The sequence below is a fragment of the Streptomyces sp. GbtcB6 genome, from assembly GCF_019091475.1.
GTDB classification, from domain to species: domain Bacteria; phylum Actinomycetota; class Actinomycetes; order Streptomycetales; family Streptomycetaceae; genus Streptomyces; species Streptomyces hyaluromycini.
The window spans coordinates 57130-81385 of sequence record NZ_JAGXJL010000022.1 but is presented as its reverse complement, the minus strand read 5'-3'; the positions used below and the strand labels follow the sequence as shown (position 1 = coordinate 81385).

At 68.8% G+C, this 24256-nt stretch carries 14 protein-coding genes; 4 read left to right on the top strand and 10 right to left on the bottom strand.

Features of this window, described 5'->3' with window-relative positions; all coding sequences use genetic code 11:
• Window positions 1–14: 14 nt before the first annotated feature.
• The 4 genes from KVT45_RS31975 to KVT45_RS31960 all read right to left on the bottom strand — a co-directional run bounded on the left by KVT45_RS31975 (window position 15) and on the right by KVT45_RS31960 (window position 4595).
• Window positions 15–203, bottom strand: coding sequence for a hypothetical protein (locus tag KVT45_RS31975; RefSeq protein ID WP_217552631.1), 189 nt, complete (start codon window positions 201–203; stop codon window positions 15–17).
• Window positions 204–407: 204 nt separating this feature from the next.
• Window positions 408–1067 carry a response regulator transcription factor gene (locus KVT45_RS31970; protein ID WP_217552630.1) on the bottom strand — a complete coding sequence of 220 codons (660 nt, stop codon included), beginning with the start codon at window positions 1065–1067 and terminating at the stop codon, window positions 408–410.
• 31 nt (window positions 1068–1098) lie between these two features.
• Window positions 1099–2280: a sensor histidine kinase gene (locus KVT45_RS31965; protein WP_217552629.1), complete on the bottom strand. Its 1182-nt coding sequence runs from the start codon at window positions 2278–2280 to the stop codon at window positions 1099–1101.
• Between the two features lie 110 nt (window positions 2281–2390).
• Window positions 2391–4595: an MMPL family transporter gene (locus tag KVT45_RS31960; RefSeq protein ID WP_217552628.1), complete on the bottom strand. Its 2205-nt coding sequence runs from the start codon at window positions 4593–4595 to the stop codon at window positions 2391–2393.
• A gap of 468 nt (window positions 4596–5063) precedes the next feature.
• Here KVT45_RS31960 and KVT45_RS31955 point away from each other — a divergent pair, with 468 nt between their 5' ends.
• The 3 genes from KVT45_RS31955 (at window position 5064) to KVT45_RS31945 (ending at window position 7786) form a co-directional block, all read left to right on the top strand.
• Complete coding sequence (locus KVT45_RS31955; protein ID WP_217552627.1) at window positions 5064–6410, top strand: sialidase family protein; 1347 nt, start codon at window positions 5064–5066, stop codon at window positions 6408–6410.
• Window positions 6411–6610: 200 nt separating this feature from the next.
• Window positions 6611–7261, top strand: coding sequence for a tetratricopeptide repeat protein (locus KVT45_RS31950; RefSeq protein WP_217552626.1), 651 nt, complete (start codon window positions 6611–6613; stop codon window positions 7259–7261).
• 24 nt (window positions 7262–7285) lie between these two features.
• Window positions 7286–7786 (top strand): GNAT family N-acetyltransferase, encoded by a 501-nt coding sequence (locus tag KVT45_RS31945; RefSeq protein WP_217552625.1) that lies wholly within the window; start codon window positions 7286–7288, stop codon window positions 7784–7786.
• A gap of 143 nt (window positions 7787–7929) precedes the next feature.
• On the opposite strand, the gene KVT45_RS31940 is transcribed toward KVT45_RS31945, so the two are convergent.
• From KVT45_RS31940 to KVT45_RS31930, 3 genes are all read right to left on the bottom strand, one after another.
• Window positions 7930–8397, bottom strand: a complete 468-nt coding sequence (locus KVT45_RS31940; protein WP_217552624.1) for a hypothetical protein — start codon at window positions 8395–8397, stop codon at window positions 7930–7932.
• Window positions 8398–8598: 201 nt separating this feature from the next.
• Window positions 8599–9366 (bottom strand): hypothetical protein, encoded by a 768-nt coding sequence (locus KVT45_RS31935; protein ID WP_217552623.1) that lies wholly within the window; start codon window positions 9364–9366, stop codon window positions 8599–8601.
• Between the two features lie 23 nt (window positions 9367–9389).
• Entirely contained in the window at window positions 9390–16358 is a 6969-nt protein-coding gene (locus tag KVT45_RS31930; protein WP_254647644.1) for an RHS repeat-associated core domain-containing protein, read from the bottom strand.
• Window positions 16359–16975: 617 nt separating this feature from the next.
• Here KVT45_RS31930 and KVT45_RS31925 point away from each other — a divergent pair.
• Window positions 16976–20914: a hypothetical protein gene (locus KVT45_RS31925; RefSeq protein WP_254647643.1), complete on the top strand. Its 3939-nt coding sequence runs from the start codon at window positions 16976–16978 to the stop codon at window positions 20912–20914.
• A gap of 57 nt (window positions 20915–20971) precedes the next feature.
• Here the strand turns inward: KVT45_RS31925 and KVT45_RS31920 are convergent, their stop codons facing one another.
• The 3 genes from KVT45_RS31920 to KVT45_RS31910 form a co-directional block, all read right to left on the bottom strand.
• Complete coding sequence (locus KVT45_RS31920; RefSeq protein ID WP_217552621.1) at window positions 20972–22192, bottom strand: MFS transporter; 1221 nt, start codon at window positions 22190–22192, stop codon at window positions 20972–20974.
• Window positions 22193–22340: 148 nt separating this feature from the next.
• Window positions 22341–23393 carry an endonuclease/exonuclease/phosphatase family protein gene (locus KVT45_RS31915; protein ID WP_217552620.1) on the bottom strand — a complete coding sequence of 351 codons (1053 nt, stop codon included), beginning with the start codon at window positions 23391–23393 and terminating at the stop codon, window positions 22341–22343.
• Between the two features lie 211 nt (window positions 23394–23604).
• The gene (locus KVT45_RS31910; RefSeq protein WP_217552619.1) at window positions 23605–24234 is read right to left on the bottom strand and encodes a TetR/AcrR family transcriptional regulator; all 630 of its coding nucleotides are present in this window, start codon (window positions 24232–24234) and stop codon (window positions 23605–23607) included.
• Between the last annotated feature and the right edge of the window lie 22 nt (window positions 24235–24256).

The window sequence follows — 24256 nt, the reverse complement described above, 5'->3', positions numbered from 1 at the left end:
GCCGGGCCGTGTCATCAGCAGTACCTCTTCTTCACCGTTGCGGACAGTCCGTCCTGGGCAGGCTTCTTGCAGCTGATGCTCCCGATGGAGTTGCTGTTCCAGCTGATGTACTCGTGCATGGACAGCCCGACCTCGATCCCCAGTTCGCCGGAGAACTCGGATCCTATGGTGCCGGTCGCCCCGGCCGGCAGCAGGGCTGCCATCACCGGCAGAATGACGGCGAACCGCCGTCTCGGTCGCCTGAGCCGGTTCACGAGTGCTCCGTTCCGAACGGCCGAGTGAAGAAGTCCCCTCGATCAGCCGCCCGGGAACCACACCGGCCCGGACCGCCATGCCCGTTGCCTCGCGTACCAGCGCCCAGCTCGCTTCGGCTCCCGTCTGCAGGTCTCCACGAGGACGGGCGTCGGTCAGGGCCGGACCAGTCCGCTCTGGTAGGCGATGACGACGAGTTGGGTGCGGTCGCGGGCGTTGAGTTTGGTCATGGCGCGGTGGATGTGGGTGCGTACGGTCAGGGGGCTGAGGAAGAGCTCGCTCGCGATCTCGGCGTTCGACTTGCCCTGCGCTGCCTCGATCATGACTTCACGCTCCCGGCCGGTCAGGGCGTCGAGTTCGGGCGGCGGGGCCGCGACGGGGACCGGAGTGGTGAGGAACCGGGTGATCAGGGTCTGGGTGGCTTTCGGTGACAGGAGTGCCTCGCCGCCGGCCACGGTGCGGATTCCGTCGACGAGGGCCTGGGCGGAGACGTCCTTGCCGAGGAAGCCGCTGGCGCCCGCGCGCAGGGCCTGGGCCACGTACTCGTCGGTCTCGAACGTGGTCAGGATGAGGATGCGGGTGGCGGCCAGGGCGGGGTCGGCGCAGATCTCGGTGGTGGCGGCGAGTCCGTCGGTGCCCGGCATGCGGATGTCCATCAGGACGATGTCGGGGTGGTGGCGGCGGGTGAGCGCGACCGCTTCGGCGCCGTCGGCCGCCTCGCCGACGACCTCCATGTCGGGGACCTCGCCGACGAGGATGCGGAAGGTCATGCGCAGGAGCTGCTGGTCGTCGGCGAGGAGGATACGGATTGTCATCGGGCCTGTCTTCGCGGATGGGGTGGCCGGGTCAGGGCAGGATCGGCAGGTCGGCGGTGACGGTGAAGCCCCCGTCCGACTGGCGTCCGGCGGTGAAGCTGCCCCCGGCCGAGTACGCGCGCTCACGCATGCCGATGAGTCCGAAGCCGTCACCGTCGGGGGTGCGGGAGGGGGCTGCGGAGAGCCGTCCGGGCGTGTTGGCGACCGTGATCGTCAGCCGTTCGTGCCCGTAACCGAGCCGGACGTGCGCGGTGCCGCCGGGGGCGTGCTTGGTGATGTTGGTGAGGGCCTCCTGCACGATGCGGTACGCGCTGAGGTCCACACCGGGTGAGAGCTGCCGCGCCTTGCCCTCGGTGACGACCTGGACATCGAGGCCGGTCGAGGTGAACGACTCGATCAGGTGCGGGAGTTGGGCCAGGCCGGGGGCGGGTTCGAGGAAGTCGGGGTCGTCGGGGCGGCGCAGCAGGCCGACGGTGGCCTTGAGTTCGCGCAGCGCCGAGGAGGTGGTGGCGGCGAGCTGGTTCACCATGGGGGCGACCTTGTGGGGGCTGGTCCGGGCGAGGAAGGTGAGGGTGCCGGCCTGGGCGTTGGCCAGGGCGAGGTGGTGGGCGACGACGTCGTGGAGTTCACGGGCGATGCGGACACGTTCGTCCGCCACCCGGTGTCTGGCCTCTTCCTCGCGGGTCCGTTCGGCGTATACGGCACGGGTCTCGACCGCTTCGAGGTAGGCGTTGCGCATGCGGGCGGCGGATCCCAGGGCCACCGGCAGCAGCAGGCACAGGACGGGATTGACGGTGGCCAGCGGCCAGGGGCGGCCGGCGCGGTCACCGAAGACGGTGGACAGCACGATCATCGCCGTCACGGGAAGGCAGAAGCGGTAGACCGTCGCGGGCGGGACACGCGCGGCGATCCCGTACAAGGCGACCAGGACGGGGGCCAGGAGCATCGGGGTGAGGAGATAGCCCACCCCGCCGGCGGCGCCGGCGCACACGGCGGTGACGAGTACGACCGCGTACGGGTGTCGGCGCCGCCACAGCACGGCGACGGAGGCCACCGCCGCGAGCGGCAGCGAGGACCACCAGCCGAGACCGTCGGCGTAGGACTTGCTGCTGTAGTACGCCACCGGCCCGGACAGGACGAACAGCACCACGACGAGCACCGTGTCGAGGAGACGGCGGTGTCGGCGGGAGAAGTGCTGCCAGCGGGTGGTCATCGACGCTTGCTCCGGCGAGGTGGGCGTGCAGCCATCCTGCCAAATGACCGCGATCGGTGGGGCCGGGCGGCCGCCGTGCCGGAGGCCGGCCCGGCCCCGTAGAGCCTGGATCAACGGGGTACCGCTTCCGGCGCGGGTTCCGTCTCGGCGGCGGGCGCACGGCTCAGGGACTCGCCCTCGATGCCGACGCGGGGCAGCCACCGGGCGAGCCGGGCCGGAAGCCACCAGGCCCGCTCGCCCAGCAGGGCCATGACCGCGGGGACCAGCGCCATCCGCACGACGAGGGCGTCGAAGAGGACGGCGACGGCCAGGCTGAATCCGATCATCTTGATCAGGGCGAGGCCGGCGCCGACGAAGCCGGAGAACACAGCGATCATGATCAGTGCGGCGGCGACCACGACCCGCGCGCTGTGCCGGAAGCCGGTGACGACGGCCTCGGCGGGGCGCTCGCCGTGGGTGTACGCCTCGCGCATCCGGGAGACGAGGAACACCTCGTAGTCCATGGCCAGGCCGAAGACGATGCCCACCATCATGATCGGCATGGTGCTCATCACCGGGCCGGTCTGCTGCAGGCCGATCAGGTCGGCGAGCCGGCCCCACTGGAAGACCGCCACCACCGCGCCGAGCGCGGACAGCACGGACAGCAGGAACCCGAAGGCGGCCTTGAGCGGGACCAGCACGGACCGGAAGATGACCAGCAGCAGGAGGAAGGCCAGCCCGACCACGACCGCCAGGTAGGGCACCAGGGCGCTCTGCATCTTGTCGGCGACGTCGATGTTGATCGCAGTGGTGCCCGAGACGAGGAAGGTCGCGCCGGTCTCGGCCGTCACCTCCGGCCGTTCGGCGCGGATGGCGCGGACCAGGTCCTTGGTCTTCTCGTCGGTGGGCGCGGTGGAGGCGGTGGCCGAGAAGATCGCGGTGTCGCCCGCCGGGTTGAAGACGGGCGCGGTGACGGAGACGACGCCCTTGGTCGCGGAGATCGTCTCGGCCACGCTCTTCGCGGCGCTCTTGGGGTTCTTCGCGCCCTTGGCGTCCACCACGACGGTGAAGGGGCCGTTGAAGCCGGGGCCGAAGCCGTCGGCGAGTTCGTCGTAGGCCCGGCGCTCGGTGGTCGCGGTGGACTTGGACTCGTCGCCGGGCATGCCGAGCTGCAGGTCGAGCACCGGCAGCGCCACGATTCCCAGGCCGATGACCGAGGCGAGCAGCACCGGCACCGGCCGGCGCTGCACGAACCGTGCCCACCGGGTACCCGCGTTGTCCCCGGTACGGGCACCGCTGTCGCGGCCCTTGCGGATACGGCGGGGCAGGACCGCGTTCGGCAGGATGCCCAGCAGGGCGGGTACGAGGGTGAGGGCGACCAGGACGGCGACGACGACGGCTCCGGCGGCGGACAGGCCCATCTTGGTGAGCGTCGGCACGCCGACCACGGACAGTCCGGCCAGGGCGATGACGACGGTCAGGCCGGCGAAGACCACTGCCGAACCGGCGGTGCCCACGGCACGGCCGGCGGCCTCCTGCGGACTGTGCCCGCGGCCGCGTTCCTCGCGGTAGCGGGAGACGACGAACAGGGCGTAGTCGATGCCGACGGCCAGGCCCAGCATGGAGGCGAGGCTGCTGCTCGTGGCCGACAGCCCGAGCGTCGAGCCGAGCGCCATGATCGACACCGTGCTGATGCCCACCCCGAGTACGGCGGTCAGCAGCGGCAGCCCGGCCGCGGCGAGGGAACCGAAGGTCACCAGCAGGACGGCGGCCGCGATGACGATGCCGATCAGCTCACCGGCCCCGCCGGCGGCGGCGTCGTCGGCGAGGACCGGCCCGCCCACGTCCACGGTCAGCCCGGCGTGCCGGGCTTCGTCGACAGCCTTCCGGAGGTTGTCCTTGGTGGCGTCGGTGAGGTCCTTGGACGCGGCCTTGTAGGTGACCGTCGCATACGCCGTCGAGGCGGCCTTGTTCACCGTGCCGGCGTGGAAGGGGTTCACGGCGGCCTGGACCTGGCTGCTCTCGGCTGCCTCGCCGACCAGCTTCTCGATCACCGCCCGGTTGGCGGAGGAGGTCAGCTTCTCCCCGCTCGGTGCGACGAAGACGATGCGCGCCGTCGCCTGGTCCGGACTCTGCGAGGCGCCCGGGAACCGCTTCTGCAGCAGGTCGTAGGCGCGCTGCGACTCGATTCCCGGCATGGAGCCGGTGTCGTCGGGGGGCGAGGCCGCCTGGGTCGAGGCGAAACCGAGGGCACCGAGCAGCACCACCCAGAGCAGGCCGACGTACCAGCGCCGCCGGAAGGCCGTACGGCCCATGCGGTAGAGGAAAACAGCCACGGAGCAGATCTCCACATCAGAATCGGGAACTCACCCATGCTGCGAAGCCGGAACCCCGGCCGTCGTCGTGCCGACGCCGACAGCTCCTACTGAGATCGCCGACCCCACCTACTGAATCGGCAGTACCGCCGGACAGGCGGTAGCCACCGGGGACGAGTGGGCTGCGCACCAGACCCGCCGGCCACGGGGTAAAAGACGCCGGCCCGACCGGTGTGCACGACCGCGGGCCGGGCCGACGGGCTGTTCTCGTACATGCGCAGTAGCGCCCGTCGTACTCAGGCAGTACACGCGGGCCTGCACCCGTCCGACGCCGTGCCCGCGGACGGGCTGCCACTCTCTGAGGGCTTCACCGCCCGGCCGGCGCAGCGACTGCGTGCGCCCCTGATCAGGTACCGGCCCGCACCGCACCGAGGGCGCCGCCGGTGACCGGGCCCTCACCCGCCGGAACATCCGAGAGGACTGCCGAGCATGCCGCTCACCGCCTTAACGAGAGCGAGAACCGCCGCCGCACTGTCCGCGCTCATCCTGCTGGCCGGCGCCCCCGCCGCCCTCGCCGAGACGGACTCCGCCCCCGCACATCACCCGGCGAACGCAAAGATCCTGGAGACCGACGTCACCAACCTCCCCGACACCCGGGAGGGACAGTCGGTCCTCGCGGTCAACCCCAGGAACCCGGACAACCTGGTCTTCACCTCGACCGTCTTCCCCGACAGCCCCGGCCTTGAGCCCGTCGGCGCCTGCTTCGTGGCCTTCTCCTTCGACCGGGGCAGAACCTGGCACCAGTCGTCCTGGCCGATGGGCGACCGCCCTCAGTGCGGCGAACCGGAAGTCACGACCGACGCCGACGGGGTCTTCTACATCTCCAACAACCAGATCGGCCCCGACCGCTACACGACGTACACCAACCACAACGTCGTCTCCAAGTCCGTCGACGGCGGACGGACATGGACAGGACCCGTGCAGACACCGCTGGTCCTGGGCGGTGCACCCAAGCTCCGCGTGGACCAGGCGACCGGCAAGGTGTACGCGGTCGCCTCCCACACGGCGTTCGAGTACCCCAGCGCCATCTCGGTCAGCGGCGACAAGGGCGAGACCTGGTCGGACCCGTCGACGATCCCCGGTCCTCAGCCCTGTGTCGAGATCACCCCCGACCTGCCCCCGTCCTGCGGCTACCCCGGCCGTGAGATCGCCGTCCACGGCGGGATCCTGGCCTCCGCGAGCCAGGGCGACGACGGCAAGGTCGCCTTCTACACCACCCGCGACGACGGCAACAGCTGGCGGACCCTCCCGGTCACCGACAGCGACGGCACCCCCGTCCTCAACGGCACCGGCTCCCTCGTACCAGTCCCCGCCCTGGGCGCCGCCGCCGACCCCGTCCCCTGGGTGTCCGCCGACCCCACCCACAAGGGCCGCTTCGCCGTCATGGTCCCCCGCGACTCGAACCTTGAGGTGTACGTCACCGACAACGCCGGCAAGTCCTGGACCGGCCCCGCCACCATCGCCGCACCCGGCGCACAGCGACCCTGGTTCGACTTCGGCCCCGACGGGCAGCTCGGCGTGATGTGGCGCACCACCGAACTCAACGTCTACTCGGTGGTCTCCTTCGACCACGGCCGCACCTTCAGCGACCGCCTCCAGGTCAACAGGACCACCGAACCCGCCGGCGTCAACGGCCCGCCCGGAGACCGCTGGTCGACCATCACTCTTGACAAGAAGTACGCCTACGTCAGCTGGGCCGACGGCCGCAACGGCGAACTCGACGCCATCCTCGGCCGCGTCCCGCTGAGCGCCTACCACGGCGGACAGCGCCCCTGACACTCCGACACTCCGGCGTCTTCCAGCCGCCGGGGACGGGTCGGGCGGGGCCCGCGAGCCCCGCCCGACCCGCGCAGGGCCGGCCGCTCGGCCTGCGTGAACTCATCCGGGGCCCGGACCGCAAGACGGTCCCCTGCGAGATCAGCCGTCCTCGGAGATAACCTCGGCGCTGTCATCGTCCGACGGGGAGGGGCTGACGTATGCAAGGGCAGGACTGGATCGAACGTGCGGGTGAGCTGTTCGAAGCGGCGATGTTCGGCGGGGACGTGTCCGCGCTGGAGCGGTCCGATGACGTGCTGGACGCAGTCGAGGCGCCGCTCTCCATGGCGCGGGGCAAGGTACTGCACGTCCGCTTCCTGAACGACCGCGAGGAGAACGGCCGGGAACTGGTGCTGTTCGAGCGCGCGGCCGAGTTGTACGGGCGTCTGGGGGACGCGTCGGGTGAGGCGGACGCGTTGTTCTGGGTCGGCTGCTGGCATCAGGTGGTCAAGGGCGACGGCGCCACCGGCAGACCGTACTTCGAGCGGTCGTACGCGCTGGCGAAATCCGTCGACGACCGGATGACGATGTCCTACGCGATCCGCCACCTGGGCTTCGCCGACAAGGACGCGGGCCGCTTCGAGGAGGCCCGCAGGCGGCTGACCGAATCGGTGACGCTGCGCCGCGAGATCGGTTTCCGGCCCGGGGAAGCGGCCGGCCTGGTGGCGCTGGCCTACCTCGCGGCCGAGACCGGCGATCCCTCGACGGCGTTCCGCCACCTCGACGAGGCCCGGTCGGTCGCCGAGAGCTGCGGCGCCAAGGCCGTGTCGGGGTGGATCGAGCAGGCCCGCACACACATCCGCCCCTCGTAGCGGACGACAACCCGGAGGACCGCGATGCCCGCACTGCGTCAGGCCACTGTTTCCGACCACGGCCCGCTCGTCGGGTGTGTGCAGCGGTGGTGGGGGGACTCACGCACCCCCGAACAGGCCCGGGAACTGTCCCTGCTGCTGCCCAGGCTGTTCCTGCAGTTCTTCGCCGGCACCAGCCTGGTCCTGGAGGAAGGCGCGGAGATCCGCGCCTTCCTCATCGGCTTCTACGCCGCCGACAACGGCACCGGGGCGTACATCCACTTCGTGGGAGTGGACCCGGAGTTGCGTGGACAGGGCGTGGCCCGACGCCTCTACACGGCGTTCTCCCGGCGCGCCGCCGAGGAAGGCCGCACGGAGGTCCGTGCGATCACCTCACCGGGGAACGCGGGGTCCATCGCGTTCCACCGTGCGATGGGGTTCTCCGTGGAGAGCGGGGACAGGGAGATCGACGGGGTGTCCGTCCACACCGACTACGACGGTCCCGGGCAGGACCGGGTGTGTTTCCGGAAGGGGATCGCTCCCTGAGCCGTGCTGTCGGTCCCGCGTACACCACACTCGCGACGCCGAAGCCCAGGACGGCCAGGGCCGCGTCCTGGCCGTCCTCAACGCGCTGACCGACAGGTGGGGTGTGGGGCAGCGCCCGGACCGCAAGATGGTCTGGTGCGAGCTCAGGAGGCCGCGGCCCCCAGTTTCACGGACTGCTGCCGCTCCGCCGTCGTCGATCCGGTGCCGAGGTCGTCTCCCAGGACGTTGAAGGTCGCGAGGTACTCCACCGTGCCACCGACGGAACCGACGTCCAGGTAGATAGGCAGGGTCTGGTCGCCGACCTTCGCGGTCAGCCGGAAGCCGAGGGCGCTCTGGGCGCTCAGATAGGCCCCGTACTGAGCAACGCCAAGGTGCTGTTTGCCGTCGCTGTTCGTTCCGTCAAAACCCTTGCACCTCTGGGCCGCGCCCGCCAGCTCGGCCATGATCTTCTTGGCACCGTCGGTGGCATACGAGGCCAGTCGCACCCGCACCATGACCCCGGAACGGTCCTCCGCCACCGCGCTCCGCTCCACGGAGGCCACCGCCTTGACGGCCCCGGTTTCGCTCAGCGCGTCGGCGACGGGCTGACACGCGGCCTTGTCGGCGACCATGCGCTCCCCGCCGACAGGCCCGGACGCCGACTTCGGGTACGGCCACATTCCACCCGGACACATCACCGTTGGCGATCACAGCACTCTCCAGCTGCACTCGCGTCATCGCGGCTGGCTTTCCACCAGCCACAGCAGCGGTCGGACCCCGAGGAAAACTCCGCCCCCAACATTGACCGCTCACGAATCCATCTCTAGCCGACGTCACAAGGAGAGATAGGACTCCTCAATCTTTCGAATAACCGACCCGGCGATAAGGATTGCCGCTGTTCCATCAGGATTATCCAGCTCACCCGAAATGGCGCGTTCAATGAACTCGGAAATACCGGACCAGAGTTCGTGATCAACTTCTGGATATGCGCTTTTGAGCCACTCCGTGATCCGCTGGACGCGATACGAGTTCAATCTTTCATTGCGTTGCGACACATCTTTACCCCACTCAGAAATAACCAGGTCGAGCGCGGTGATAAAGCGGGCCTCCGGCTGGCTTTCACTCGAAAGAATCAGAGCCAGCGCGTCCGCAGAGGCAAAAGAATCCGACACGCCGTCCACGCCCGGGAGGGCGTATCCCGGAATTCTGTTGAGACTGACTCTGCCAGGTCCGCGATTCACCACGACGTCAATCCTCGAGGCTCGCTTCAAATCGTCCACTCGAATTGTCAGACTTTGACGCCCGGGCTTCCCGACTTGCCTCACGAATCGAACCACTCGATCGACGTCGAAAACTGCAATCGCACCATCGGGAAGAGTCAAGGAAGATTCAAATACCACCGTTCCAGTATCCGGATGCGCACCGTTCCACAACCGGACCAAGACCGTCGCAATCTGGGCACGTGCGGGAACGGCAAGGTGTGACGTTCCCGGCGCGAATGGTCCAGACAGCGGGGTCTCAGCGAAATCCTCAATATCTCCGGTCGCACCAATCATCACCAGCGGATGATTGAGCAGGAGCTGGACTGCCCCGATGTACATGGCTCACTCCAGTTGCGCAGAAACTAACCACTGATATGACCGTCGAGGATCGACGTGAGCTTATCGTAGTAACCTTCCGCACTTGGATCGGGCATATTGAAGTGGTCACGCATGAGCTTCTGGGCCCTGAGCACCGCCCTGGACTGGTCACTACTACACGCCGGGCACTGTGGATAGAGCCGCTGATCTGCTCCGGGATTCAACCCAGTAGCAGGTTGGTGATCTCCGACCATGGTTTCGCCCTCGGCCGTACTGCCACAGGAGTGGCACGGCAGGCCCTGCATCGCCTCGGATTGTGCTCCGGAGACATCTGCGCCGGTTGCAGCCACGGACGCATCCGCGTGCGGGCCTGGGCGTATGAGGCTCGCCTGATGCGCTGTGAGTGTCGTAGTGCAATTGTGTACAAGCACCGGGACGGATCCGGCGAGCACGTAGTACGTGTGCAGGGTGCCGACGGTGAGGTCGTAAGTCGTCTCGCTCTGGTGGAAATTGCGGACCGCGGCCACCGTGGCAGTCGTGCCGTCCGCGGTGCGGAGCCTGGTGCCCGGGGTGAGGTCGTGGGCGTCGGTCCAGCGGTGGTGGGTGGCGTCCCAAAAGGGGTGGTGCCAGGTGGTGGTGAGGGTCTGCTTCTGGAGCTCCCCTTGGGGCGGGCCGCGGGTCGGGGCCGTATCCAGGGTCAGCGTCGTGAAGTTCTTGTCAGTCTTCGTGACGATGACCTGCTGGACCTGCTCCGGAGCCGTGACGCCGGTCTGCGGGTCGGTGGCCAGGACCTTGTCGCCGGCTTTCACCTTGCTGATCGGTTTTGATGTGCCATCGGCGAGGCGGACGCCGGTACCGGGGACAAAGCTGTGGAGCGAGCATGTCGCCGCGTCCGTTCCCGCATTCTCTGCCGCTCGCGTCTCCACCAGCGCGTGTTCCGCACGTACCGCGTCCTCGGCCAGTTTCGCGGCCTCCTCCGCGTCCTTGACCGCCGTATAGGCGCGGTCGAGGGCTCGCCAGACCTTGAAGGCTTCGACGCCTACCTTGATGGCCTTGAAGACCTTCCCCCATGGGACCGCTGTCAGAGCCGTGTTGACGCAGCCCATGACGTCGCCCTTGGTGAAGCAGTTGTAGGCGTCGGTCAGGCCGAGAACGTCAGCGACCAGGCTGAGGAGTTGGTGCTTGAGGCCGGACGCCTGCTTCTTCGCCGCGGCGGCGGCCGCGTTCGCCGTGGCCTTGGCTCGCTGCACGGCCCGGGCCTCGGCCTGCGGGTCGTACGTCTTCTTGCTGATGTTGCCGCCGGCCGCGCCGAAGCTGTGGCCGTCGGAGCACCTGCCGTGGTGGCAGACAGCGGTGTTCGTGCCCATCGGGTCGACCGGGCCGGTCGTGACGTACCTGGTCGGGTTGCTCTTACTGGTGCCGGTGCCGCCGATCGGATAGCCGATGCCGCACTGGTCGCCCATGCACAGGCCCGACGGGTCGGACTCGGTGACCGGGGAGTCGCCGGCGTAGTCGTAGGCGTTCCAGGTCTGCGGGGAGCCCGTGTCCATGAGGGGGTCGGGGCTGAGGAAGCGGCCAATGGTCGGGTCGTACTCGCGGGCGCCGAGGTTGGTCAGGCCCGTGTTGTCGTCCTGGGTGCCGCCGACGTAGCCCTGTTGGCCGGTCCACGTTCCGGTCTGGTCACGTGACTCGCCGAAGGGCTTGTACTGACGGCGGACCACCTGCTGGGTCTGGGAGTCGATCTCCAGGGTGCCGGTGCCCTGCCGGTCCGGGATCAGGTAGGTGAACTTGCCGTCGGAGGAGTGGATGGCCACCGTCTCGCCGGCGATGGAGATGTAGCGCACGCCGTCGGCGGTCGCGGCGCCGGTCTTGAGGGTGATCTCCTCGTCGCCGGTGTAGAGGGTGGTCCCGTCCGGGCTGTGGCGGATCAGCAGGGTGCCGTCGGCGTCGTAAAGGTACTTCGTGTCGCCGGCCGAGCCTGTCGAGGCCAGTTCGGAGAGGTGGTCCTCGTCGTCGTAGATGAGGGTGTCGGTGCCCGCGCGGGTGGTGCGGGTGTGGACGTTGCCGTCGTCGTCGTAGGTGTAGGCGTTGGTGGTGTCGGCCGTCGAGTCGCCCGGCACCACCGTGTTCACCTGGGACACCGCGTGGGCCGGGCCCTTGTTGGCCGCGAACGGGGTATACGAGGCGGTCGCGTCGTGGGACGTGTCGCCCGTGGTGTCGTGGTCAACCTGGGAGGAGCGCGCGCCCGTGGCGTCGTAGGACCACGACTGCCAGTACGGCGACGGGCCGCCCACGGTCGTCGAGGCGCCGGACGCGGGAGTGGCCGAGCAGTCGTCCGTGGCCGTCCACGCGTCCTTCAGACGCTGTGCCCAGTCGTAGTCGAAGCACTGGGTGTCGGTCGAGCCGGTCTCCAGCTTGTCGGTGATCTTCGTGACGTTGCCGGAGGGCTGGTAGGAGTAGCTCGTCTTGTCGGCGATCGCGGCGCCCGACCGGGTGATGGTGGTCGAGTCCGACAGACGGTGGGTCTGGTCGTCGTAGTTCAGCGTCTGCTGCGCGAAGTTGCCGGAGGTGCCGTAGGTGAACTGGTACGGCTCGTCGAACTCCGTGTAGCTGAGCTTGTCGACGTAGTCCCAGCTGTTCGTGGTGCCGCCGACGGAAGTGGGGCGGCCGTAGGCGTCGTAGTTGTAGGAGACGGTCTCCTGCGGCAGCTTGACGGCCGTCGGGTCCTGGTCGGTGTAGTTCTTCAGCGTTCCCGTGAGGTTGTACGTGTTCTGGTGGATGTAGTTGCCCTGGAGGCCACCCTCGGCGGCCGGGACGACGAGTTCGGTGGCCTGCACCCAGCCGTGGCTGTCGTAGCCGAGGACCTTGTCGGTGTACGCGGAGCCGCCGGTGCCACCCACATAGCGGATGGACGCGGTCGGCTTGCCCTTCTTCAGCGTGTCATACGTCCACGCGGCGAGCTCGTTCGACGTCGACTGCGCGACGCCGCCCGTGGTGTCGTACTCGGCCTTCTTGCGGCCCATCTCGTCGTACGTGTAGCTGATGGTCTTGCCGCGGTTGTCGGTCGTGGTCAGCAGCTGGCCGGCGTTGTCGTACGTGGAGCTGGAGGAGCCGGTGTCGGGGTCGGTCTGGGAGGTGCGGCGGCCGAAGAGGTCGTAGCCGCTGGACCAGGTGTGGCCCTGGCCGTCGTCCTGGCCGATCTGGTGGCCGGCCCCGTCGTAGGAGTAGGTGACGGTGTCGGCGGCGCCGGTGGCCGTGCTTCCGTGATAGCGCAGCAGCTTGACCAGTTGGTCGCGGGCGTCCGTGTACGTGGTGGTGGGGGTGGCTCCGAATGGTATGGCACCGGCCGACGGGGTGACGTCGACGCGGTCGGAGCCGGGGTAGGCGGTGGTGGTGCGCCAGGTCTCGGAGGCGAAGTGGTAGGCGATCGAGGCCGTGACTCGGCCCGCGCCGTCATAGACCGTGGCGGTCTGGGACGGGGTCTTGTTGTCGGGCGCGTCGACCAGCGTGCCGCTCGGGGCGCCGGTGTTGTAGTACGCGTCGGAGGAGCTGACCGCCCAGCCGTGCGAGTCGTAGACGGTGTCGGTGATCGTACGGCCGCCGTCGACGGTGGCCGTCTGCGTCTCTCGCGGGCGCAGCATCGCGTCGTAGAGGGAGATGGAGGTGCGGTAGGAGTTGTCGTCGTCGAGGGTCTGGGTGGTGACCGTGGACGGCACCGACGGCGAGAGGTTGTAGCTGTACTTGACGTTGGGGTTGTTGTCGGTGGGGAAGCCCGGGCTCCACACCGCTGTCAGGCGGCCCAGCGGGTCGTAGGTGCTGGTGGTGGAGTAGCCGGCCGCGTCCGTGGTCTTCAGGTCGAGGCCGCGGGCCGGGTCCAGCGTGGTCGTGGTGGTGAAGCCGGCGGTCTGGCCGGTGACCTTCGGCTGGGTGACCGTGATGGAGGTCGGGGAGAGACCGGTCGCGGGGGTGTAGGCCGTGGTCGTGACGCGGCCGTCGGCGTCCGTTTCGGTGAGTTCGCGACCGTAGGAGTCGTAGGTGTTCTTCAGCGCCGTGACGTAGTGCGGGGTGCCGTCGGCCGCCGCCGAGTCGGCCTTCTGAACCATCGTGACGTCGCCCTTGGTGGGCGCGGCGGTGTTGCTGGTGGAGCCGTCGAAGAAGGTGAGGTCGTCGCTGAGCAGGTCCTGTGGGTACTTCGGGGTGGCCGTGCAGGAGACGGCGACCTCCTGGACCCGGCGCGGGACGGGCAGCTGGTTGCCGGAGGCGTCCGTGTCGTACCAGGTGCGGGTGCACTTGTCGTCGGTGGACGTCGCGACGTCGCCCAGGTCGTCGACGGTCTGGGGCAGCCCGCTGGTGCCGTCGATCGTGTAGTCGATCTCGGTGGTGCGCTTGGTGCCGTCCGCCTTGGTGGTGACGGTGCGGGCCCGCTGGATGTTGGTGCGGCGCGCGACCAACGGCTCCAGGCCCGCCTTCGTACGGGTCTGGGTGGCCGTCGCCGCCGAGCTCCAGGGGTCGGTGACGCCGTCGGAGAGGAGTGCGCCGTCGTCGCCGTTGAAGGTCTGCGCCTCGAAGGTCTGGCCGGCCAGCCAGTCGGAGTCCTTCTGCGGGTCGTCGTTGGCGGTGTCGTTGAGGGTGACGCTACGGGTGCCGGTGGAGGTCTTGTCGCCGTCCATGCCGCGGAAGTACGTCTCCCGGGAGAGCGTGATCTTCTCGGGAGACGTGCCGGTGCGGGTCTCGACCGTGCCGTAGCCGCGCCACTGGTTCCAGGTGCGGTACTTGGCCTGGGTGAGCGGGTCGTCGTTGTAGTGCCAGGCCGGGTCGCCGACGTACTTGTACGACGTCTGGACGGGCAGTCCGCCGCCGGTGGGGTCCTGCGTCGTCACGGACTTGACGAGGAACTTGTTGAACCAGTCCAGCTGGGGGGACGTCTGCCCCGGCGGTGTCCAGTACTGCGGATAGCAGAGATAGGCGTTGTCGTCCGCGCTGGACGGCAGCACCGGTGTGCCCGTGCGGTGGCACTGGGGTCCGGTGTAGTTGACGGTGATCACTTCGCCGGACTCGGTGGTGACCTTGGTCATCCGGTAGCGGGTGATCGGCTGGTAACCGTCCAGGCCGTCCACGCGGTTGGCCAGTGCCTGTCCCTCGAACTTCACCGGCGGCAGATCCAGGCTGCCGCCGTCCTTGCCGGTGTGCACGATCTGGCTCAGCCACAGCGAGGGGGTGGTCGTGTCACCGGTCGGCGGGAAGGTGTGAGTCAGCGTCCAGGCGTCGACGTTCTGGTATCCGGTCGCAAGCAGGGTCTGGGTACGGATGCCCGTCAGACGCCTGGTGGTGAAGAAGGCCGGGCCGTGGTTGTTGCAGGCGCCCGTGGAGGCGCAGGTCTGGTCGACGGGAACGTCCGGCCAGTGCGAGGCGTTCGCCGTCGTCATCTTGGACGTGGCGCAGTCGAAGCCGGAGTCGGCCAGGCAGCGCTCGGAGGAGTCGAAGAAGACCTGGGCGGCGGCCGGGGCGGTGGTGTCGTAGACCTTGCCGGCCAGCTGCCCGTAGTGGATCTCGGAGAGATAGCCGCCCCGGGTGTACACGGTCGGCGTGGTGGAGTTGTCCCGGCCGTAGTAGCCGGTCTCCGGCGTGTACCAGTAGCTGATCGCGTTACCGTGCGGGTCGACGGTGTAGTCGAGATTCCAGCGGTAGCCCTGCTGGCACCAGGAGTCGGCGAACGTCGCGGCGTGGCACGGCTCGCTCGTGTCATTGCCGTAGACGGGCGTGGTGAACACCGAGTTGGTGGTCGTGTTGCCCGTCGCCCAGCCTGGCAGCCGGTTCCTGCCGAAGTAGTACTGGGTGCCGTCGGCGGTGGTGACGACGAAGTACTCGTTGTCGTTGTCGCCGTTGACCGTGTCGGTCTTGACCTCGATCTTCTCGCCGCTGTCGCCCTGTGGGTGCCAGGTACCCGACTTGTCGTCGTGCACCAACGTGTTGGACGAGCCGTTCAGCGACAGAGTGAGCGAGTCGACGTCATCCGACCAGCACTCGTCCGAGGTCTTGGGGGACCCGCCCGCCGTGTCGTCGGAGCAGGAGGCGTAGCTGCGCTCGACGAAGCCGGGTGAGTAGTCCCAGCCGTCGCCGATCCAGGAGGACTGGGCGTTCGTCGAGGAGGTGCGCCCGTCCACGCTCTGCGAGCTGTAGTCCAGGGACACGCTCGGGGCCAGGCCGCCCGGGACGTCGGGCACGGAGATGGGGTACGAGTAGCTGAAGGCACCGGTCGAACTGCCCGCCGTCCACTGGCCGGACGGGGCGAGATCGGTGGCCCCGTAGCTGCCGCCACTGCCCGAGGCGGCTGCCTCCGCCGCGAGCACCATCGGCTGCGCGGTGGTGGACTGCGGCAGGGCGACGGTGGCCGAGACCGTGTGGGTCTTCGCGTCGTTGGTCGAGATCAGCGGAGTCTGCTTGTGGCAGTCAGCGGCTTGCGGGGTGGTCAGCGCGCAGGCCGGCAGCTGGACCAGGCGGAGCCGGCCGGCCCAGTCGCCGCCATAAGCGTCCTTGAACGCCGAGTAGTCCAGGCCTACTTGGGTCGTCCCGCCCGAACTGGCGCTGTCCGGCCGGACGGTGAGAACAACGCCGCGCACGCCGAGCTTCTGCGCGGCCGTCTGCCCCGGCAGCGACACGTGCACGCGGGTGCCCGCATCCGCCGCGTGCTCGCCCTTCGCCGATGCGACGGTCACCGGAACGCCCGACGCCCGCTTGGCAGCGGCACCACGCGCGGGAACCGCCACGTCGGCCGCACCCTTGGCAGGCCAGGTCTTGTGCGCCTGGGTGGTGCTCCAGCGCCCCATGTGCGAGGCCTTCACGGCCTTGCCCTTGACCGGCGAAACGGGTACCGACGGTTCTTTCTTCGCCTTTACGAGGTAATCCGCGTGCTGTCCTGACGCGAGCGCGTCCGTCGGCGAGAGGAACCCGAAAAGCAGGGCCAGCACACTGATCGCGACAGTCCATAAGGCGGGCGCCCTGCGTATCCGCATGGTCTTTCTGTACATCCGCCAACGCGAATTCTGACGCACTGTGGACCCCCCATTCCAGCACGGCCGTCGAGGAGCTATTGGATCAGACCAAGAACGTCATCCACAGCCCCTTCACATGTCCAGAAGGTATAGAGATCCCCATGTATCGACCTGCCTTCAACCAAAACTTGAGGTCAAATATGTCAACCTGCCTACGAACGGTAGCGATTACTTAACAACGGGTTCAACCAGGCTGCCGCGCGGCAAAGTTGCACACTTCATCTACACGCCCGATGAATGCCTTCCGCGGCGGCTCCCCCCTCGGGCTGTTGTGGCTTCGCTGTGAGTGCGGGTAGCCTCCCTCGCGCCCATAGGCGCTTTTCACTCGGACTCGAATTGGGGGGCAGATGTCCGACCGTTTCCACCGACTTTCCTCTGGCGGTCCATTAAAGAGCCCGCGAATACCGGGCAGGCTACTGGTCCTTGCCACGGTCAGCGCGCTCTGCCTGGCACCGCTCTCAGCTCAGCCAGCCGCGGCTGACTCCGCTCCGGGCTCCGTCGCAGATGTCAACACCGGCCGGCCGGACCTGACTCCGGCGCCGACGGACGACACGACGCCGCCGAAGCCCACCGGCTCCTTGCGCCCGGCCGATGACGAAGACGGGCTGACGACAGCGGAGGAGTCGGCGCTGGCCGGCGCACAGAAACAAGCCACGGCAACCGGCAAGCCGATCCGGGTGGACGCCCTGACCACCGAGACGGCGACCACCACAGCGAACCCGTCGGGCACGGTCACCTACGACTCCAGCCTGCTGCCGGTACGGGTTCGCAAGGCGCACGGCTGGGTTCCGGTCGACGCCACCCTGACACGCAACGCGGACGGTACCTGGAGCCCGAGGACCGCGGCCGAACCGCTCGCCTTCTCCGGCGGCGGTACGACCCCGCTCGCCACCATGACCAAGGGCAGGGCGTCCCTCGCCCTGTCCTGGCCCCGCGCGCTGCCCACCCCGCACGCCTCCGGCGCCAGCCTGACCTACCCGGACGTGCTGCCCGACGTGGACCTGCGGGTCACCGCCGACACGCAGGGCGGCTGGTCACAGGTCCTCGTCGTCAAGAACGCGCAGGCCGCCGCCAACCCCGCCCTCGCCCAACTCGCCCTGACCACCCGGGCCAAGGGCGTCACCGTCACCGACGACGGCCACGGCAACCTCGCCGCGACCACACCGAACGGCAAGGTGCTCTTCAGCGCCCCGCAGTCGGCGATGTGGGACTCCAGCGGCATCGGCACGGCCCACACAACCCCCGAGGCCGGTCCCGCGCCCAAGGCCCGAGTCGCCCGCGTCCAGGGCCGCTTGCGCGGCCGAAGACTGTCCCTGGTCCCCGACGCCAAGCTGCTCACCGGCGCGCACACCAGATTCCCGGTCTTCATCGACCCGACCTGGAACCCGCACTACGCCACCGGCGCCAAACAGCACTACGTCGAGACCCAGCAGGGCTGCCCCGCAGCGAAGAACTACGACTCCACCCAGTACGGCGACCCCGGCGTCGGCTACAACAGCTGGTCCGGCTGTATCGGCGGCGAACGCTCCTACTTCCAGCTCGCCGTCCCATCAGGCATCTGGGGTGCGCACATCGTCTCGGCCACGGTCGACGCGAAGGAGAACTACTCCGCCAGCTGCAGCCTCTCCTCGGACATCTACCTGTACTGGTCCGGTGCGATCAGCTCAGGCACCACCTGGAACGCCAAGCCGTCCCTGACCAGCAAGCTGGCCACCAAGAGCTTCGGCCCGGCCTGCACCAGCGAGCCTTCCGGCGGCTTCTCGGTGACCTCCACGATCGCCAAGGGCGCCGCCGCGCACTGGACGAGCTGGACCTTCGCCCTGGTCAACAGCCAGAACGGCAGCGGCGACGGCAACTACTTCAAGCGCTTCGCCAACAACCCCTCCATGTCCATCACATACAACCACGTGCCGAACAAGCCCGGCACCCTGGCCACCAAGGTCGGCTCCACGTCGCTGGGCTGCGGCACCACAGGCGACTATCCCATCGTCGGCAAGACCCTGGCCACCACCCCGCCCACTCTCAACGCCGCGGTCAGCGACACCGACAAGGACGCCCTCGCGGCCACCTACTCGTACTGGGTCGGCAGCGGTGCGGCCACCACCACGACCAGCGCCACCGTCGCAAGCGGCGCCAACGCGCCCAAACAACTGCCCTCGACGTTCATGAGCGGCCTCGCCGACGGCAGCGTGGTCAGCTGGAAGGTCACCTCCTCGGACGGCGAGGACACCTCCGCCACCTCGGCCACCTGCCACTTCACCGTGGACCTGCACAGCCCCGCCCAGCCCACCGTCAAGACAGCGGACAGCCTCTACCCAGAAGACTTGCCCGGCATCACCGCCGCCGGCACCCCGGGTAGTTTCACTCTCTCCGTGAACCCCGGCACCAACGACAACAACGCCGCCAAGTTTCTCTACGGTCTGGACGCCGCGCCACCCACGTCCAACACCCCCACCTCACAGACCAAGAAGGCCGACAACAACACCGCCAAGATCACCGTGACCCCGGCGGCACCCGGCACCCACACCCTCTACGTCTACGCCGTGGACTCCGCAGGCAACGTCTCCTCTCAGCAGCAGTACGAGTTCACCGCGATCGGGCACGCCACGCATACGTACACCAGCCTGCAGGCGGCCTTCAACGACACCGCCACCACCGACGACAGCGACCACACCACCGCCGACGCCGACGGAGCGGGCGGTTCCCTCTCCCTCCAGACCCTCAAGGCAGCCGGCTGGCAGCCAGGCGGCAAGATCACCGTGGACGGCGCCACCTTCACCCTGCCCAACTTCGGCGCCAGCACGGGGGACAACGTTCTGGCGGCCAACCAGACCATCCAGATGAACGGCGCCAGCGGCCAGGCTCTGGTCTTCCTCGGCTTCTCCACCTACGGGTCCGTCAGCTCCCAGCACCAGGACGGCGACACCACCAGCCCCGTCGTCCCCGACAACACCAACACGTCCGCCACCAACTGCAGTCTGGGCAACGGCACCTATGAGGACTGCGTCACGCCGAAGGGATCCATCACCTACGGAGACGGCACCTCACAGCCCTACTACCTGACCATGCCCGACTGGCTGGACGGGCCCGACGCGCCGGCAGCCGTCACCCTGCCATACCGCAACATCCCCACCGCCCAGGTGACCCACAGCACCCACATCTACGCCTTCGCCGTCCCGTTGAAGGCCGGTGCCACCGTCGGCTCAGTGACGCTGCCCGATCTGGCCGACGCCGCGCGCAAGTACGTGCCGGGAATGCACATCATCGGCATGTCCGTCCGTGACACCACGACCGCGGCCGGCGGTGCCGCGTGGACCGGCAGTTGGAGCGCGCCCACCGAGGGGCTGTTCCAGTTCTCGTCCATGGGCGCCTTCAGCAACCAGACCTTCCGCGAGGTCAGCCAGATAAGTGCTGGCGGCGACCATGTGCGGCTGCGCCTGTCCAACGCCGTGGGCACCGACTCGCTGACTCTCGACCATGTCACCGTCGCCCCGTACAGTAGCGGCGCAACCACCGCGTCGACACCCGTGGACGTGACCTTCGGCGGCGCCAAATCGGTGGTGATCCCGGAGGGCGGCGAACTGTACAGCGACCCGATCCCCATGCCGGTCGCCCCAGGCGGGGTCATCACGACCAGTATCCACCTGGTGAACCAGGTGAGCTTCCTCGTCATGCACCCCTGGGCGGGCAACGACACCCTCGGTTATGTCAGCGCCGTCGGCAGCGGCGACCACACCACCGACACGGCCAACACGGCGTTCACGGGAACCGGCACGGTCGCGGGCCGCTCCACCGACATCCTCACCGAGGTGGACGTCACCACCACCGGCCACCAGCCCACGGTCTCCGTGCTCGGCGACGGCCTCATCAACACCCGCGCCACGGGCAACACAGCGGGTTACAGCACCCCGCGCTACAACCAGGACCTGGCGAACCGCCTGATCACCAACACCGACGGCGTGCCGGTCTACGGCGTCGTGGCCTCCGGCATCGAGAACAACTACCTCGGTACCGACCAGGGTCCGGGCGCCGGCGGTCGCGCAGCACTCACCCGCCTGGACCGGGACGTGCTGTCCGTACCCGGCGTTCGCACGGTCGTGGTCACGCAAGGCCTGGAGGACATCGTCGCGGGCCATGACGATGTCGACATCGACAACTCCCTCGGCCTCCTGCGCGACCAGCTCAAAGGCTGGGGCATCAAGGTCGTCTTCACCACTCTGACGCCCTGCGACGGCTACAGCGCCTGCACCGCGACGGTCGACCAGAACCGCATCGACACCAACACCTGGATCACCGACCAAGCCGACTTCACCAAGCCCACGGTGAGCTACGTGGACGCGGAGGCGGCCGTGGCGGTCACCGACACAGCGAGTAAGGCCGACCCGCAAGCACTGAAGCTCGGCAACGACGCGGCCCCGGCGGACTTCGACTCCGGCGACCACGTCAACCTGACCGCGGACGGCTACAGCACGATCAGCAACGCCTTCGACCTGGCCTCGCTGGGCCCGGACCTGTAAAGAGCAACAGCGCCCCCGGTCGGACACTCATCGGTGTCCGACCGGGGGCGCCGCCCGTCAGGAGTGCACCGTCTCCGCAGGCTCCGGGACGTGCAGGGCGACGACCCGCTCGTGGACGGTCGTCGGAACCGCCCGCCGCCGGTCCACCGCGTACGCCACGCTCGCGACGCCCAGGCCCAGGACGGCCAGGGCCGCGCCCGCCAGTGCCGGGGAGGTGACGCCGAAGCCCGCGGCCAGGGCCACGCCGCCGATCCAGGCGCCGCCGGCGTTGGCCAGGTTGAAGGCCGCCTGGTTGGCGGAGGAGGCGAGGGAGGGGCCCGCGGACGCCCTCTCCATGACCATCAGCTGGAGGGGCGAGCCGGTGATGAACGCCGCGATGCCCAGCAGTACCACCGCCAGCGCCGCGCTCCACTCCGTGCGCATCAGGACCGGGAAGAGGAGCAGCACCGCGACCATGGACACCAGGCCGCCGAAGAGCGTGCCGCGCATCGCGTGGTCGGCGAGGCGGCCGCCGACCAGGTTGCCGATCGTGGCGCCGACGCCGAAGAGGGCGAGGAGCAGCGTGACGTTCGAATCGGCGTAACCGGCGGCGTCCGTCAGCATCGGCGTGATGTAGCTGTACGCGGAGAAGAGGGCACCGAAGCCGACGACCGTCGTGGCGAGGGCCAGCCAGACGGGGAGGGAGCGCAGCGCGGAGAGTTCGCCGCGCAGGCCGGACGTCGGGGCGGGGGCGTGGGTGGGGTGGATGAGGAGGAAGACGGCGGCCATCGCGGCGACGCCGATGAGGCTCACGCCCAGGAAGGTCGCCCGCCAGCCGAGGTGCTGGCCCATGAGGGTGGCGACCGGGACGCCCGCGATGTTGGCGACGGTCAGGCCCATGAACATCAGGGAGACGGAGCGGGCCTTGCGCTCCGGTGCCGCCAGGTTGGTGGCGACGACCGCGCCGACGCCGAAGAAGGCGCCGTGCGGCAGGCCGCTGAGGAAGCGGGCGGCCAGGAGGGAGTCGTAGCCGGGGGCCAGGGCCGACAGCGCGTTGCCCGCCACGAACAGGGCCATCAGGGAGATGAGGACCGCGCGGCGGGGCAGGCGTGCGGTGAGCGCGGCCAGGAGCGGGGCGCCGATGACGACGCCCAGCGCGTACGCCGAGACCAGATGGCCGGCGGCGGGGATCGAGATGTGCAGGTCGTCGGCGACGTCGGGCAGCAGGCCCATCATGACGAATTCGGTGGTGCCGAGACCAAAAGCGCCGACGGCCAGGGCGAGCAGGGCCAGAGGCATGAAGGGCTTTGCCTTTCGGGGAGCAGGGTTCCGTGCGTTCTAAGTTCAGCTACGGAACAAAGTCTCCCAGGCCAAGTATTCCGCCAGGTTACGGCGCAGTGTCCGATTGTCCTGACAAGGGCAACAACGCTGCGCTGACCAGCGTCTTTTACGAATCCGATGTGGCCAGGTTCACACGGGCGGCGATCGGGAGGTGATCGCTTCCGGTCCTCGGCAGGGTCCAGGAGCTCTCCGGCTCCACGCCCTTGACCATGATCTGGTCGATGCGGGCCATCGGGAACGAGGCCGGCCAGCTGAACCCGAACCCGCTGCCCGCCGCGCCCTGCGTGGAGCGCATCTGCGAGGTGACGCCGTTCAGGGAGCGGTCGTTCATCGTGCCGTTGAGGTCGCCGAGGAGGACGACCCGCGACAGGCTCTCGTCGGCGATGGCCTCGCCCAGCGCGTCCGCGCTCTTGTCGCGCTGCCGGGCGGTGAACCCGGCGTTCATCTTGACGCGTACGGAGGGAAGATGGGCGACGTAGACGGCGAGGGGGCCGTGCGGGGTGGCGACCGTGGCCCGCATCGCGCGCGTCCAGCCCAGTTTGATGTCGACGGCCTTGACCCCGGTGAGGCGGTACTTGCTCCACAGCCCGACGGTGCCCTCGACCGCGTGGTACTTGTACGTCGACGCCAGCGCCTTCTCGTACGTCGGAACGGCCGTCGCCGTCAGCTCCTCCAGGGCCAGCACATCGGCGCCGGAGGAGGCGAGCCGGGTGGCCGTGCCGGTCGGGTCGGGGTTGTCGGCGTTGACGTTGTGGGTGGCGACCATGAAGTCGCCGCCGCTGCCCTGCTTGTCGGTGAGCAGTCCGCCGAACAGGTTCAGCCAGACGATCGCCGGGAGCAGTACGGCGATCAGCGCCGTCGCCGACCTGCGCAGGATGCCGATCACCAGCAGGACCGGGATCAGCAGACCCAGCCAGGGCAGGAAGGTCTCGGTGAGACTGCCGAGGTTGCCGACGGCGTTGGGGATGCGGGAGTGCAGCAGCATCACACCGGCGAGGAGCAGCGCCACCACGGCGGTGACGATGCCCCGGCGCCAGATCCGCGGATCGTCGCGCCAGCCGGACAGCAAGCGGTTCACCAGGCGCCGGAACCGGTCTCCCCGACGCTCGGGTCCCGAGCCGCCGTTGTCCGTCTCCGTCATGTACGCCTGCTGCGCCATACCGTCTGCCTCACAACCTGCCGTGCACACCGTCGTCCCCCGGTTACGACCCTAGGGGATGATCGGCTTCTCTCCCGCCGTCACATGACGGCCGTACGGAAGACGAGGACGAACAAGCCGAGGGAAGGGGTTCCGGTTACCGCCGGGTCCGCCGGGACTGTGACGAAACGCGAACACTCGGGTCATGTCCGCGGCGGCCGCGCGACCCTGACTACGGCTCCGGCGTGCCGACCGGTCCGAGACCCGCCAGCACGGTGTCGACCATCTGTTCGGCCAGCCCCTCGGGGAGTTCCGCTTCCGGGCGCAGTATGGCCCTGAGCAGCATCGGGCCGGTGAACATGTCGTTGGCCAGTTCGATGTCGACGTCGGCGCGGAGTTCGCCGTTCCGCTGGCCCCGGCGCAGCACCTCCTTGCCGAGTTCGCGCCGGGGGTTGATGACGTTGGCGTGGTACGCGTCCCAGATGCGGGGGCTGCTCTTCATCTGGGCGTAGACGTTGTGCAGGATGGCCGACGAACGGTTCACCAGGCCGCGCTGCCGCAGCGCTTCCAGCAGCACGATGAGGTCGTCGCGCATGGAGGTGCCGGGGAGTTCGGGGTCGGGGGGCTCGGCGGCGCGCATGACGTCGACGAAGAGCTCCTCCTTGCCGTTCCAGCGGCGGTAGATGGTGGCCTTGCCGACGCCGGCGGTCCGGGCGATCCGCTCGATGGACAACTCGGCGAGCGGAACGCCCTCCTCCAGGAGCTTCATCACGCCCTCCAGGATGGCGATCTCCACCGCCTCGCTGCGCGGGCGGCCCCGGGCCGGGGCGATGGACCGCGGTCCGCTGTCGGCAAGCGTCACGTCATACCGTCCTCTCACTGGC

Bases quoted from the DNA above. Each gene is read 5' to 3' on its own strand.
- KVT45_RS31975 (WP_217552631.1), bottom strand. From the start codon at position 203: ATGGCAGCCCTGCTGCCGGCCGGGGCGACCGGCACCATAGGATCCGAG.
- KVT45_RS31965 (WP_217552629.1), bottom strand. From the start codon at position 2,280: ATGACCACCCGCTGGCAGCACTTCTCCCGCCGACACCGCCGTCTCCTC.
- KVT45_RS31915 (WP_217552620.1), bottom strand. From the start codon at position 23,393: ATGGCGCAGCAGGCGTACATGACGGAGACGGACAACGGCGGCTCGGGA.
- KVT45_RS31935 (WP_217552623.1), bottom strand. From the start codon at position 9,366: ATGTACATCGGGGCAGTCCAGCTCCTGCTCAATCATCCGCTGGTGATG.
- KVT45_RS31955 (WP_217552627.1), top strand. From the start codon at position 5,064: ATGCCGCTCACCGCCTTAACGAGAGCGAGAACCGCCGCCGCACTGTCC.
- KVT45_RS31920 (WP_217552621.1), bottom strand. From the start codon at position 22,192: ATGCCTCTGGCCCTGCTCGCCCTGGCCGTCGGCGCTTTTGGTCTCGGC.
- KVT45_RS31950 (WP_217552626.1), top strand. From the start codon at position 6,611: ATGCAAGGGCAGGACTGGATCGAACGTGCGGGTGAGCTGTTCGAAGCG.
- KVT45_RS31930 (WP_254647644.1), bottom strand. From the start codon at position 16,358: ATGCGGATACGCAGGGCGCCCGCCTTATGGACTGTCGCGATCAGTGTG.
- KVT45_RS31945 (WP_217552625.1), top strand. From the start codon at position 7,286: ATGCCCGCACTGCGTCAGGCCACTGTTTCCGACCACGGCCCGCTCGTC.
- KVT45_RS31970 (WP_217552630.1), bottom strand. From the start codon at position 1,067: ATGACAATCCGTATCCTCCTCGCCGACGACCAGCAGCTCCTGCGCATG.
- KVT45_RS31940 (WP_217552624.1), bottom strand. From the start codon at position 8,397: ATGGTCGCCGACAAGGCCGCGTGTCAGCCCGTCGCCGACGCGCTGAGC.